Source organism: Kitasatospora sp. NEAU-69 (assembly GCF_057158765.1).
Map to the genome: position 1 here is coordinate 39,561 of NZ_JBWXUE010000027.1, position 13,178 is coordinate 52,738.

Sequence of the window (13,178 nt, forward strand, 5' to 3'; positions counted from 1 at the left end):
CATGAGCCTGATGATCCTGGTGGCCGGCCCCTACCGCGCCGGCACCGGCGACGACCCCGAGAAGCTCGAAGCCAACGTCCGCGCGATGAACGAGACCGCGCTGGAGCTGTTCCGGGCCGGCCACCTGCCGGTCACCGGTGAGGCGCTCGCGCTGCCGCTGCTGCGCACCGCCGGCAGCGCCGCCCCGGGCGACCCGCTCTTCGAGGAGATCTTCCACCCGATAGCCGAGCAACTGCTCTCGCGCTGCGACGCGGTGCTGCGGATCGGCGGCCCCTCGGCCGGCGCGGACCGGATGGTCGCGCAGGCCCGCGCCGAGGCCAAGCCGGTCTACCGCAAGCTCGCCGACGTCCCGACCGCCACGCGGTGACCGCGGGCCTCGACACCCCCGACCGCCGCGGCCGCACCGGCCTCGACCGGCACGGACGCGACCTGACCGGCAATCCGCGGGTGCGGATCACCGACGTCGAGGTGCTCTCCTGCGACTGGTACGTGCTGCGCCGGACCACCTTCGACTACCGGCACCGCGACGGTCACTGGAGCCGCGAGCAGCGTGAGACCTACGACCGCGGCGACGGCGCGACCGTGCTGCTCTACGACGCCACCCGCCGCACCGTGCTGCTGACCCGCCAGTTCCGGCTGCCCGCCTACGTCAACGGCCACCTGGACGGCATGCTGCTGGAGACGGCGGCCGGCCTGCTCGACGGCGACACCCCCGAGCAGGCGATCCGCCGCGAGGCCGAAGAGGAGACCGGCCACGCGGTCGGCGAACCCGAGCACGTCTTCGCCGTCTACATGAGCCCGGGGTCGGTCACCGAACGCCTGCACTTCTTCGCCGCGCCCTACGGCCCGGCCACCGCGAGCGGCGCGGGCGGCGGTGTCGCCGCCGAGGGCGAGGACATCGCGACCGTGGAGCTGGCGTTCGATCAGGCGCTGCGGATGATCCGCTCCGGGGAGATCGCGGATGCGAAGACCATCATGCTGCTCCAGTGGGCGGCGCTGGACGGGCCGTTCCGCGCCTGACCGGGCCGTTCCGCGCCTGACCGGCTCCCGCCGGACAGGCGCGGGTGAGTCAGAGCGCGGACATGGCTCCACCGTCGACCGGGATCATCAGGCCGGTCAGGTAGGAGGCGGCGGGGGAGAGGGCGAAGGCGGCGACCCGGCCGAACTCCTCGGGCGTGCCGTAGCGGCCCAGCGGGATGCCGGCGGCGGCGCGGGCCCGGGCGGCGTCGGCGTCGCCGGAGAGGGCGTCGAGCTCGCGGACCCGGTCGGTGTCGATCCGGGCCGGCATCAGGCCGAGCACCCGGATGCCGCGCGGCCCGAGCTCGTTCGCCAGGGACTTGGCGGCCATCGCGAGGCCGGGACGCAGTCCGTTGGAGATGCCGAGGCCGGGGATCGGCTCGCGGACCGAGGAGGAGAGCACCAGGCCGATCACGCCGCCCTCGCCGAGCACGCCGGCCGCCGCCCGGGCGAGCCGCAGCGCGCCGAGGAAGACGGTGTCGAAGGCGGTGCGCCAGGCCTCGTCGGTCGCCGCGAGCACCGGGCCGGCCGGCGGGCCGCCGACGCTGATCAGGATGCCGTCGAGCCGGCCGAAGCGCTCGACGGCGGCGGCGATCACCCGCTCGGCCGCCTCGGGGTCGGCGTTGTCGGCGACCAGGCCGGCCGCGACCGCGCTGCCGCCGAGCGATTCGACGGCGGCGTCCAGGCTCTCCTGGCGGCGGCCGGTCACCAGCACCCGGGCCCCGTCGCCGGTCAGCTCGCGGGCGGCCGCGAAGCCGAGGCCCCGGGTCGCGCCGGTGACCACGTACACCCTGTCCTTGAGTCCAAGATCCATGGGGCCATTCTGCCCCGGGCGGTGGTTTCAGCGGTGGGCGATCACGCGGTCGCGGCGGTTGCGCTCCCGGCGGCGTCCCCAGCGGCGTCCCCGGCCGCGCCCTGGGCGCGGTCCCGGGCCTCGCGGCGGATCATGATCCACACGCCCACCGGCACCAGCGCGGCGAACAGCCACCACTGGATCGTGTAGGCCATGTGCGGGCCGATGTCGGAGTGGTCGGGTGCGGGCAGCAGCTGGGCCTGGTGGCCGTCGCCGGGGTCGGGGGTGGTGGTCGCGAGCTCGATGAAGCCGCCGAGCACCGTGCTGCCGTTCGCCTTGGCCTGGTCGTCACTGTTGATCAGCATGAACTGCCGGGGCGGCAGGCCGCCGCGTTCGTGCAGGCCGCCGGGGGCGGCGGTCTCGTCCGGGCGCAGCCGGCCGGCGACGGTGACCTGGCCGGTCGGCGCGCCGGGGACCGTCGGGTAGGAGACGCCGTCGGCGCCCGGAGCCACCCAGCCGCGGTTGACCAGCACCTGGCCGTGCCCGTCGGCGAGCCGCAGCGGGGTGATCACGAAGTAGCCGACCGTGGTGCCGTCGGAGGCGGTGCGCCGGCGCACCACGAACTCGTGCGCCGTGTCGTACTCGCCGGTCGCGGTGACCGTCCGCCAGGTGAGGTCGGTGGGCACGGTGAAGCCGGGGCCGGTGGAGATCGAGTCGAACGGGACCGGCGCGGCCGTCAGGCTGGCGTCGATCAGGTTGTTGCGGGCGACCCGGGACTCGTGCCGGTGCAGCTGCCAGATGCCCAGCCGGATGCAGGCGGGGATCAGGAGCAGGGCGATCAGGACGGTGATCAGCCAGCGCCGGGTGAGCATAAAACGGTACACAAAGGGCACGCTACGCCCCCGGGACGAAGCCGCCCGAACCGGGGTCAGCCCGGGTGCGGCGCGACGTCGGCGAGCAGCTGGAGGAACGCGTCCTCGCCGATCACCGGCGTGCCGACCTCGCGCGCCTTGCGGGCCTTGCCGCTCCAGCTGCCCGGCTCGTTGGTGACCAGCAGGCTGGTGAGCCGGCTCACCGAGCTCGCGATGTGCAGACCGGCCGCGACGGCCCGGTCCTCCAGCACCTCGCGGTCGGTCGCGGTGTCGCCGGTGATCGCCACCCGCATGCCCTGCACCAGCGGCCCGCCCTCCTGCCAGCGCCCGGGGTTCGGGTACGGGCAGGCGACCCGCTTGCGGGCGGGGCGGTACGAGGAGTTCCAGGAGCCGCGGGCCGGTGCGGCGCCGGGCGCGGTGTCCTCGCCCAGGTCGGTGACGGCCACGCAGGTGGTCAGCGGCAGCGGCACCCCGCCGCTGCGGGCCAGCTGGAGGCTGGGACGGAACGTCTCGGCGAGCACCCGGGCGTCGTCCAGCGCGTTGTGCGCGTTGCGCTGGCGCACGCCGAAGTACTCGGCGAGCGTGGCGAGCTTGCCGTTCGGCAGCGGCAGGCCGAGGTCGCGGGAGAGCACCATCGTGCAGAGCCGCTGTTCGACCGGCGCGCGCAGCCCGGCCCGCGCGTACTCACGGGAGATCATGTTCCAGTCGAACAGTGCGTTGTGGGCCACCATCACGCGGCCGCGCAGCTGCTCGCCGAGCTCCTCGGCGATCTCCGGGAAGGTCGGCGCGTCGGCCAGCATCGAACTGGTCAGGCCGTGGATCCAGACCGGGCCGGGATCGCGCTGCGGGTTCACCAGCGTGTACCAGTGGTCGATGACCTCGCCCTCGGCGTCCAGCCGGTAGACGCCCGCCGAGATCACCCGGTCGGTGCGGCCCAGGCCGGTGGTCTCGACGTCGACCACCGCGTAGCCGCCCGGCTGCCCGGCGGCGTCGAACGGCCCGCCGGCGAGGAGCTCGGACGCGGCACCGGAATCGGCACCGGACGGGACGTCGGATGCACTGGTGCGCTGCGTGGGGAAGAGGCCGACCTGCGGCGGGAGCGCATGCATGGTGCACCAGCTTAAGGGGAGCCGGCGCCGGCTTGGGAATAGAGTGGCCCGTGGGAATAGTCGTACAAGCGGACATATCCATTCCCGTAAGGAACTGCACCATGCGCGCCACCGTCATCCACGGCCCGAACGACATCCGGATCGAGCAGGTCCCCGACCCCAGGATCCAGCACCCCACCGACGCCGTGGTCCGGGTGGTCAACGCCTGCATCTGCGGCAGCGACCTGTGGGCCTACCGTGGCGTGGCGGACCGCGAGGCCGGCCAGCGGATCGGCCACGAGTTCCTCGGCATCGTCGAGGAGGTCGGCCCGGGGGTCACCGACACCAAGGTGGGCGACTTCGTCGTGGCGCCGTTCGTCTGGTCGGACGGCACCTGTGAGTTCTGTCGCGAAGGCCTGCACACCTCCTGCCCGGACGGTGGCTTCTGGGGCAGCGTCGGCTCGGACGGCGGCCAGGGCGAGGCGGTCCGGGTGCCGTTCGCGGACGGCACGCTGGTCAGGCTGCCCAAGGAGGCGGCCACCGACCAGGCGCTGCTGCCGCACCTGCTGGCGCTCTCCGACGTGATGGCCACCGGTCACCACGCGGCGGTCGCCGCGAAGGTCCGTCCGGGCGCCACGGTCGCCGTGGTCGGCGACGGCGCGGTCGGGCTGTGCGGGGTGCTCGCGGCCCAGCGGCTCGGTGCCGGTCGGATCATCGCCCTGGGCCGGCACGAGTTCCGGACCGGGATCGCCCGTACGTTCGGCGCCACCGACGTGGTGGCGGCACGTGGCGACGCGGCGATCGAGGCGGTGCGCGAGCTGACCGGCGGTCAGGGCGCGCACGCCGTGCTGGAGGCGGTGGGCACCGAGGAGTCGATGCGCACCGCTATCTCGATCACCCGGGACGGCGGCGCGGTCGGTTATGTCGGCGTGCCGCACGGCGGCAGCGCGGGCGTGGACATCGGTCAGATGTTCGGCCGGAACGTTTCGCTCGGCGGCGGCGTCGCGCCGGCCCGCGCGTACATTCCCGAGCTGCTCGCCGACGTGCTGGCCGGGAAGATCGAGCCCGGACTGGTATTCGACCGCACGGTCGGCCTGGACGGCGTGCCGGAGGGCTACCGGGCGATGGACGACCGCTCGGCGCTCAAGGTGCGCATTGCGTTCTGACCTCTGGGTCCCAGGCGCAATCCAGCAGTTAGACAATCGAATTAAGTGATTGGCTGACGTTCAGTCAATTCCCTGAGGGGCGACACCAGTTCTGGGTGTCGCCCCTTTCGTAATGTCCGAAGATCGTCGCGGAGCGACGTATTTCGGCCAGATTTGCAGCTCGTCAGTGTGAATAGTGCGCCGAATGCGGCCAAACACTGTCCGCAAGTGCGCACTCGCTCTTAGCATGCATCGGCACGCACAACGGCTGTGACACCGCTCACACCGCCGTGATCCACTCGTGCGCCCACCGCGCGGACCGCCCCCGGCTGTCCCTCGATCCCAGGCCCGCGCGACCTGTCTCACCAAGACGTCAGGAGAGATAGTGGACCAACCCCCGCAGCCCGGTTTCCCGCCGGACCGCGCGACCGCGACCGACCCGGTGACGGGTGAACGTATCGCGCAGAGCCCGGAGTTCCGCACCCTGCGCTCGTCCTTCCGAGGCTTCGCCTTCCCGGTGACGCTCGGCTTCCTGCTCTGGTACCTGCTCTATGTGCTGCTGTCCTGCTACGCGCACGACTTCATGGCCGCCAAGCTGATCGGGCACATCAACGTCGCCCTGCTGCTCGGCCTGCTGCAGTTCGTCAGCACCTTCGCCATCGCCGCCTGGTACGCCAGGTACGCCGGCCGGCGGCTCGACCCGCCGGCCGCCGAACTGCGTCGCCAGTTCGCTCCCCCCGTCGCCGCATCCAGGGAGGCCGGCGAATGACCGCACCCCTCACCGCCGTCCTCGCCCCGCCGGCCCGGACGGCCGCGCTGCTGGCCGGCCCGGCCGGCAGCCACCGCACCATGACGATGTCGCTGTTCGGCTTCTTCGTGCTGGTCACCCTCGGCATCACGATCTGGGCCGGCCGGCAGACCAGGGACGCCACCGACTTCTACGCCGGCGGCCGCCGTTTCACCGGTTTCCAGAACGGCCTGGCGGTCTCCGGCGACTACATGTCCGCCGCCTCGTTCCTCGGCATCGCCGGCGCGATCGCGCTGGCCGGCTACGACGGCTTCCTCTACTCGATCGGCTTCCTGGTGGCCTGGCTGGTCGCGCTACTGCTGATCGCCGAGCCGCTGCGCAACTCCGGCCGCTACACGATGGCCGACGTGCTCGCGTTCCGGATGCGCCAGCGCCCGGTGCGCACCGCTGCGGGCATCTCGACCATCGTGGTCTCGATCTTCTACCTGCTGGCCCAGATGGTCGGCGCCGGCTCGCTGGTCGCGCTGCTGCTCGGCGTGGAGGGCAACGCGGCCAAGCGCTGGACCGTCGTCGCGGTCGGCGCGCTGATGGTGCTCTACGTCGCGATCGGCGGCATGAAGGGCACCACCTGGGTGCAGATCGTCAAGGCGGTGCTGCTGATCGCCGGCGCCGCGGTGATGACCGTCTGGGTGCTGGTCAAGTACGACTTCAACCTCTCCCACCTGCTCGGCGCCGCCGCGCACGCGAGCGGCAAGGGCTCGGCGTTCCTCGAGCCCGGACTGAAGTACGGCGTCAGCGGCACCAGCAAGCTCGACTTCATCAGCCTGGCGCTGGCCCTGGTGCTCGGCACCGCCGGCCTGCCGCACATCCTGGTGCGCTTCTACACCGTGCCGACCGCGAAGGCGGCCCGGAAGTCGGTGTTCTGGGCGATCGGCATCATCGGCGTCTTCTACCTGATGACGCTGGTGCTCGGCTTCGGCGCGGCCGCGCTGGTCGGGCCGAAGGTGATCAAGGCCAGCAACGCCGCCGGCAACACCGCGGCGCCGTTGCTGGCCCAGCAGTTGGGCGGCGGCGCCGGGTCGACCGGTGGTGCGGTGCTGCTCGCGGTGATCTCGGCGGTCGCGTTCGCGACCATCCTCGCCGTGGTGGCCGGGCTGACCCTGGCCTCGTCCGCCTCCTTCGCGCATGACCTGTGGGCGAACGTGATCCGGCGCGGCCGGGTCGGGGAGCGGGAGGAGATCCGCTCGGCGAAGCTGGCCGCCGTGGTGATCGGCGCGGTCGCGATCGGTCTGAGCATCTACGCGGACAAGCTCAACACCGCCGCGCTGGTCGCGCTCGCGTTCGCGGTCGCCGCCTCGGCCAACCTGCCGACGCTGCTCTACTCGCTCTTCTGGAAGCGGTTCAACACCGCCGGAGCGGTCTGCTCGGTCTACGGCGGTCTGGTCAGCTCGGTGCTGCTGGTGATCTTCTCCCCGGTGGTCTCCGGCGGTCCGGCCGCGCTCTTCCCGCACTCGGACTTCCACTGGTTCCCGCTGGAGAACCCCGGGCTGGTCTCCATTCCGATCGGCTTCCTGCTCGGCTGGCTGGGCACGCTGCTCTCCACCGGGGTCGCCGAACCGACGAAGTACGCTGAATTGGAGGTCCGCTCCCTCACCGGTATCGGCGCGGACTGAGCGCAAGGTCGCCCTGGATTAAGCTGGCGCCCGGCCCGCCCCCCCGGTGGCCGAGCGCCAGCTGACTTCTCGGGAAGGTGCGAACCGTGCTCCTGGACACCTTCGGTCGACAGGCCGTCGATCTGCGGGTCTCGCTGACCGACCGGTGCAACCTGCGTTGCACCTACTGCATGCCGGAGCAGGGGCTGCAGTGGCTCGCCAAGCCCGAGCTGCTCACCGACGAGGAGATCGTCCGCCTGGTCGGCCTCGCGGTGCGCGAGCTCGGCGTGCGGGAGGTGCGGTTCACCGGTGGCGAGCCGCTGCTGAGACCGGGCCTGGTGGGGATAGTCGCGGCCTGCGCCGAGCTCGAACCGCGCCCCGAACTCTCGCTCACCACGAACGGCATCGGGCTGGCCCGCACCGCCACCGCGCTGCGGGCGGCGGGGCTGGACCGGATCAACGTCTCGCTGGACACGCTCGACCCGGAGGCCTTCCACCGGCTGACCCGCCGGCCGCGCCACCAGGACGTGCTCGACGGGCTGGCCGCCGCCGAAGCCGCCGGGCTGACCCCGGTGAAGATCAACACCGTCCTGATGCGCGGCGCCAACGACCACGAGGCCGCCGACCTGCTCGGCTGGTGCGTGGACAACGGCTACCAGCTCCGTTTCATCGAGCAGATGCCGCTGGACGCCCAGCACGGCTGGGACCGCTCGCAGATGATCACCGCCGAGGAGATCCTGGAGCGGCTGGCGCAGCGGTTCACGCTCACCCCCGAGCCCGCGGCCGCCCGTGGCGCGGCCCCCGCCGAGCGCTGGCTGGTGGACGGCGGGCCGGCCGTGGTCGGCGTGATCGCCTCGGTCACCCGGCCGTTCTGCCGGGCCTGCGACCGCACCCGGCTGACCGCCGACGGGCAGGTGCGCAACTGCCTCTTCGCGACCACCGAGACCGACCTGCGCGGCGCGCTGCGCGACGGCGCCTCGGACGCCGAGATCGGCGCGCTGTGGCGGGCTGCGATGTGGGGCAAGAAGGCGGGCGCGGGGATCGACGATCCCGAGTTCCACCAGCCCGAGCGGCCGATGTCCGCGATCGGCGGCTGACCGGGCGCAGTCGGCGGGTCGCGGCGCGGGTGGGTCAGACCTCGGGCTCGTGCCAGTCGGCCAGCGCGACGACGTCCTTGAGGAAGCCGCGGATGCTCAGGAACTGGGCGAGCGACTCGCGGTGCTCGGGGCAGGCCAGCCAGGTCTTGCGGCGCTCGGGCGTGTGCAGCTTGGGGTTGTTCCAGGCCAGGACCCACTCGGCGCTCGCCCGGCAGCCCTTCGCGGAGCACTTGGGGGGACCGGCGGGGCCCTGGGAGGCATCATCCGCCGCGCCGTTCGCGCCGCCGAAGAAGTCGATACTCATGATCGACAGTCTCTCACCCCGCTAGACTCGCGCCATGGAGCTGACGCGGACATGACGACGCCGGGCAGCCACGGGGGGAGCCGCCCGGCGTCGGTCCGTCGCTCCGACGGGGGATGCGGAGCGCGTACGCAGTATGTCACGAAGAGCCCCGGTGTTGGCTAGGGCCCCAAAGATTTGTTTGAGCATTTCCTGAGGTTGAGAGGCGGCAAAAGGGCATAGGGGTGGGCAAATCGGGCGTGATTTGAGGGAAATCCCCTTGGGTGGGTTCGTGCTGCCTGCATACGGAGAGTTAGCAGACGGAGTGTCGGCTGACGGGGTGTCAGCCCTCCGTCGCGGTGGGCCACCGCCCGATCGTGCTCAGCTGCCGCTGGGCGATTCGCCTGGCTGGGCGGCATTGGCGGTAGCCGTGGCGGCGGCTGCGGCCGCGCCACCACCGCCGGTGCCGCCGGGGCCGAGCATCAGCGGCGTGGTGGCCGGCACGTCGAAGGTGCTCGGCAGGCCCGGTGAGCGCTCCCGGCCGGCGTTGGCGATGATCACCGCGAAGTACGGCAGCAGCACCGCCCCGCCGAGCGCGCCGAAGGCCACGTAGCGCTGGACGTTCCACAGCGCCACCGCGAGCAGGACGCAGGCGGTGCGGATCAGCATCGAGATCACGTAGCGGCGCTGCCGGCCCCGGACGTCCTCGGTGAGGCTGGTCCGGGCACCGGTGATCCGGAAGACCCCGTCGTCCGTGTTCCTGCCCATCTGCATCTCCGCCTCGCCGCCGTAGCTCTTGACCAGCATCCACCCGCGCGACACCGATTCCGCCCGGTTTCGTCCACCGTACGCCGAGCTTGCCCGGCCGTGGAGAGCGGGGGCGCGAGTCGCTGCCGCGCGGGTTCAGCCGCTGTGGCGGGTGAGGTGGGTGGGCGGGACGGTGTCCGTCAGCCAGACGCCGTTGGCGCTCACCCGGAAGACGTGCCCGGCCGCGGCCAGCCCGGCCGCGTCCACCTGCAGCACGACGGGGCGCCCGTGCCGCGCGCCGACCTTGACGGCCGTCTCGACGTCGGCCGACAGGTGGACGTCCTGACGGCCCATCGGCCGCAGTCCCTCGCGCATGATCGCGGCCACCGAGCCGTGCCCGGTGCCGTGGTAGAGCACCGCGGGTGGCTCGGTGGCGGCCAGGCCGAGATCGACCGCCACCGAGTGCCCCTGGCTGGCCCGGATGGACCGGCCGTCCGCGGAGTAGGCGAAGCGCCGCTTGTTGTTGTGCTCGACCACGTGGTCCAGCTCGGCGCGGCTCAGTCGGGTGCCGCGCGCCGCGAGTGCGGCGAGCAGCGCGTCCACGCCGACCCAGCCGGCTTCGTCCAGCGTGATCCCGACCGAGCCGGGATCGTGCCGGAGTATCCGGGAGAGTCGCTTGGAGGTCTTGACCGTGCTTCTTTCGTCCACTCCGTACCTCTTCTGTCGGTTATGAAGCCTGGCTGACCGAGCTCATGTTGAAGTCGGTCACCCGGACCGGGGGCATCGCCGCCCGGTTGAAGTAGTCGCCCCACTCACGGGGCAGCGTGGGCTCGGTGCGGCCCACCTCGGTGATCCGCCCGAGCAGGTCCACCGGCGACTCGTTGAACCGGAAGTTGTTGACCTCGCCGACCACCTGGCCGTTCTCGACCAGGTAGACGCCGTCCCGAGTCAGGCCGGTGAGCAGCAGCGTGGCCGGGTCCACCTCGCGGATGTACCAGAGGCAGGTGAGCAGCAGCCCGCGCTCGGTGTTCGCGATCATCTCGGCGAGTGTCGGCGCGGCGGCCTGGTCGGCGGTCTCCAGCACCAGGTTGTCCAGCGCCGGCCGCACCGGCAGACCGGTCAGCTCGGCGGAGTGCCGGGTGCTCGCCAGGTTGGCCAGCTCGCCGCCCCGGATCCAGTCGGTGGCCTCCAGCGGCAGGCCGTTGTCGAAGACCGAGCCGGTGTCGCCGGAGGAGTGCGCGAGCAGGAACGGCGCCGACTCCAGCCCGGCGGCGGCCGGGTCCGAACGGAGCGTCAGCGCGAGCTCGGAGAGCCGCTCGCCGACCCGGGTGCCGCCGCCGGCCTTGCTGAAGACCGTGCGGCCCTCGAAGGCGTCCCGGGCGCTCATCGACCAGTACAGGTAGATCATCAGGTCCGAGACGGCGGACGGCGGCAGCAGCGTCTCGTACCGGCCGGCCGGCAGGTCGATCCGCCGCTTGCCCCACTCCACCCGCTCGTCGAGCTGCGCGTGCAGCGCGTCGACGTCGACGTCGCGGAAGTCCCGGGTGGCCGCGCCGGCCCAGGCGGAGGCGGCGCCGACCTTCGCGTTCAGCTCGACCGAGCCGGTCGGCTGGTCGTGCCGCAGCCGCAGACCGGTCGAGCTGCCCAGGTAGGTGCTGGTGACCTCGTGCTGGGCGAAGCCGTACAGCGCCTGGCCGGCCGCGCGGGCCCGCGCGAAGGCGGCGCCGAGCTCGTCGGCGAAGCCGTCGAAGACCTCGATCGAGGTCCCGGCGGGCGGCTCGGTGAAGTCCGCGGACGGGGTGCCCGCCGGCAGCAGTGGCTGGGCGTCCTCGGCCGGGCCGGCCTCGCGGGCGGCGGCCTCGGCGGCCCGGACCAGCTCCTCGACCTCGTCGAGCGTGACGGCCTCGCGGGCCACCACGCCGGAGGCGGTGCCCTCGGCGCCGTCCACCGTGGCCACCACGGTCAGCCGGCGGCCGCGGCTGACGCCGTTGGTGGTCAGCGCGTTGTTCGCCCAGCGCAGGTTGGCGTTGGTCACCTCATCGACCAGCACCACGCAGCCGTCGGCCCGGGAGAGCTCCAGGGCGCGCTCGACCAACTCGTGCGGCTTGTACGTTCCCGACATCAGCGACCCGCCTCCTGCTGCGTGTTGAGCACCTTGACGCCCTCGAAGAGCGCCGACGGGCAGCCGTGGCTGACCGCCGCGACCTGCCCCGGCTGGGCCTTGCCGCAGTTGAACGCGCCGCCCAGCAGATAGGTCTGCGGGCCGCCGACCGCGGCCATCGAACCCCAGAAGTCGGTGGTGGTCGCCTGGTAGGCGAAGTCCTTCACCTGGCCGGCCAGTCGGCCGTTCCTGATCGCGTAGGCGCGCTGGCCGGTGAACTGGAAGTTGTAGCGCTGCATGTCGATCGACCAGGAGCGGTCGCCGACGATGTACAGGCCCTTCTCGACACCCTCGAAGAGACCCTCGGTGTCGGGACCGTCGGCCGCCGGCTGGAGCGAGACGTTGGCCATCCGCTGCACCGGGACGTGTGCGGGGGAGTCGGCGAAGGCGCAGCCGTTGGAGCGGCCCAGGCCCTTGAGCTTGGCCATCCGGCGGTCCAGCTGGTAGCCGGTCAGGATCCCGTCCCTGACCAGGTCCCAGGACTGGGTGGCCACGCCCTCGTCGTCGTAGCCGATGGTGGCCAGGCCGTGCTCGGCGGTGCGGTCGCCGGTGACGTGCATCAGCTCGGAGCCGTACTTGAGCGTGCCGAGCTGGTCGAAGGTCGCGAACGAGGTGCCGGCGTAGGCCGCCTCGTAGCCGAGCGCGCGGTCCAGCTCGGTCGCGTGGCCGACCGACTCGTGGATCGTCAGCCAGAGGTTGGTGGGGTCGATCACCAGGTCGTAGACACCGGCCTCGACACTCGGCGCCTTGACCTTCTCGGCCAGGTACTCGGGCAGCCTGGCCAGCTCGCCCTGCCAGTCCCAGCCCTCACCGAGCAGGTACTCCCAGCCGCGCCCGGCCGGCGGTGCGACGGTGCGCATCGACTCGAACGCGCCGGTCCGCTCGTCGACCGAGACGGCCTCCAGGTCCGGGTTCACCCGGATCCGCTGCTGGGTCGTCACGGTCCCGGCGGTGTCCGCGTAGAACTTGTTCTCCTGCACGGCGAGCAGGCTCGCCGTCACGTGCGAGACGCCGTCGGCGGCCAGCAGCGCGCTGCTCCAGTCGGCGAGCAGGCCGGTCTTCTCGGCGTCCGGCACCTCGAACGGGTTGATCCGGTACGAGGAGATCCAGCTGGCGTCCCGGTGCACCGGCTCCGCCGCCAGCTCGACGACGTCGGCTCCGCCGGCCGCCCGGCTGATCCGCGCGGAGAGCCTCGCCACCGCGACCGCCTGCTCGGCCACCGCGGCGGCGGCCTGCGGGGTCAGGTCGACACCGGCCGCGAAGCCCCAGGCGCCGTCCAGCACGACCCTTACCGCGAAGCCCAGTTGGACGGTGTCGGAGCTGCCGGCGGGCCGGGCGTCGCGCAGCCGCCAGGAGGCGCTGCGGACCCGCTCAAGCCGGAAGTCGGCGTGGCTGACGCCGAGTTGCCTGGCCCGGTCGAGCGCGGCGTCGGCGAGCTCGCGCAGCGGCAGAGCGAGGAAGAGCGGGTCGACGGCACGGCCGTCCGGCGCGGTGCTGCGGAGTGTCGGCGGCATCGGACTCCCTGGGTGCGGGGCATGGTGCGCCGCCGCCTGACTATGACGGCGGGCGGGTGACCCC

Annotated in this window: 14 protein-coding genes; 6 read left to right on the plus strand and 8 right to left on the minus strand. The window is 72.5% G+C overall.

Going from position 1 to position 13,178, the window contains the following annotated elements:
- Positions 1-10: 10 nt before the first annotated feature.
- The gene (locus AC060L_RS27570) at positions 11-367 is read left to right on the plus strand and encodes a DUF4406 domain-containing protein (protein ID WP_483801693.1); all 357 of its coding nucleotides are present in this window, start codon (positions 11-13) and stop codon (positions 365-367) included.
- The gene (locus AC060L_RS27575) at positions 364-1,020 is read left to right on the plus strand and encodes an NUDIX domain-containing protein (RefSeq protein ID WP_483801644.1); all 657 of its coding nucleotides are present in this window, start codon (positions 364-366) and stop codon (positions 1,018-1,020) included. Before AC060L_RS27570 ends, AC060L_RS27575 begins: the two co-directional genes overlap by 4 nt.
- A 49-nt stretch (positions 1,021-1,069) precedes the next feature.
- On the opposite strand, the gene AC060L_RS27580 is transcribed toward AC060L_RS27575, so the two are convergent.
- From AC060L_RS27580 to AC060L_RS27590, 3 genes are read right to left on the minus strand one after another with little or no spacing between them, the layout of a single operon-like run.
- Positions 1,070-1,831: an SDR family oxidoreductase gene (locus tag AC060L_RS27580; protein WP_483801645.1), complete on the minus strand. Its 762-nt coding sequence runs from the start codon at positions 1,829-1,831 to the stop codon at positions 1,070-1,072.
- Between the two features lie 41 nt (positions 1,832-1,872).
- The gene (locus tag AC060L_RS27585) at positions 1,873-2,694 is read right to left on the minus strand and encodes an SURF1 family cytochrome oxidase biogenesis protein (protein WP_483801646.1); all 822 of its coding nucleotides are present in this window, start codon (positions 2,692-2,694) and stop codon (positions 1,873-1,875) included.
- 44 nt (positions 2,695-2,738) lie between these two features.
- Positions 2,739-3,791: a DEDDh family exonuclease gene (locus AC060L_RS27590; protein ID WP_483801647.1), complete on the minus strand. Its 1,053-nt coding sequence runs from the start codon at positions 3,789-3,791 to the stop codon at positions 2,739-2,741.
- A 101-nt stretch (positions 3,792-3,892) separates the two neighbouring features.
- On the opposite strand from AC060L_RS27590, the gene AC060L_RS27595 reads away from it, so the two are divergent.
- From AC060L_RS27595 to moaA, 4 genes are all read left to right on the plus strand, one after another.
- Complete coding sequence (locus AC060L_RS27595) at positions 3,893-4,936, plus strand: zinc-dependent alcohol dehydrogenase family protein (RefSeq protein WP_483801648.1); 1,044 nt, start codon at positions 3,893-3,895, stop codon at positions 4,934-4,936.
- A gap of 364 nt (positions 4,937-5,300) precedes the next feature.
- Positions 5,301-5,684 carry a DUF485 domain-containing protein gene (locus AC060L_RS27600; RefSeq protein WP_483801649.1) on the plus strand — a complete coding sequence of 128 codons (384 nt, stop codon included), beginning with the start codon at positions 5,301-5,303 and terminating at the stop codon, positions 5,682-5,684.
- Positions 5,681-7,336, plus strand: a complete 1,656-nt coding sequence (locus AC060L_RS27605; RefSeq protein ID WP_483801650.1) for a solute symporter family protein — start codon at positions 5,681-5,683, stop codon at positions 7,334-7,336. Before AC060L_RS27600 ends, AC060L_RS27605 begins: the two co-directional genes overlap by 4 nt.
- Positions 7,337-7,422: 86 nt before the next feature.
- On the plus strand, positions 7,423-8,412 hold the full coding sequence (gene moaA / locus AC060L_RS27610) for a GTP 3',8-cyclase MoaA (protein WP_483801651.1): 990 nt from the start codon (positions 7,423-7,425) through the stop codon (positions 8,410-8,412).
- Positions 8,413-8,446: 34 nt separating this feature from the next.
- Here the strand turns inward: moaA and AC060L_RS27615 are convergent, their stop codons facing one another.
- From AC060L_RS27615 to AC060L_RS27635, 5 genes are all read right to left on the minus strand, one after another.
- The gene (locus tag AC060L_RS27615; protein ID WP_483801652.1) at positions 8,447-8,716 is read right to left on the minus strand and encodes a hypothetical protein; all 270 of its coding nucleotides are present in this window, start codon (positions 8,714-8,716) and stop codon (positions 8,447-8,449) included.
- A gap of 357 nt (positions 8,717-9,073) precedes the next feature.
- Positions 9,074-9,466, minus strand: a complete 393-nt coding sequence (locus AC060L_RS27620) for a DUF3099 domain-containing protein (RefSeq protein WP_483801694.1) — start codon at positions 9,464-9,466, stop codon at positions 9,074-9,076.
- A gap of 129 nt (positions 9,467-9,595) precedes the next feature.
- Entirely contained in the window at positions 9,596-10,147 is a 552-nt protein-coding gene (locus tag AC060L_RS27625; protein ID WP_483801653.1) for an RNA 2'-phosphotransferase, read from the minus strand.
- A 19-nt stretch (positions 10,148-10,166) separates the two neighbouring features.
- On the minus strand, positions 10,167-11,561 hold the full coding sequence (locus AC060L_RS27630) for a metallopeptidase TldD-related protein (RefSeq protein WP_483801654.1): 1,395 nt from the start codon (positions 11,559-11,561) through the stop codon (positions 10,167-10,169).
- A complete protein-coding gene (locus AC060L_RS27635; protein ID WP_483801655.1) occupies positions 11,561-13,114 on the minus strand; it encodes a TldD/PmbA family protein in 1,554 nt (517 codons plus the stop codon). The genes AC060L_RS27630 and AC060L_RS27635 overlap by 1 nt, the downstream gene beginning before the upstream one ends.
- Positions 13,115-13,178 lie beyond the last annotated feature (64 nt).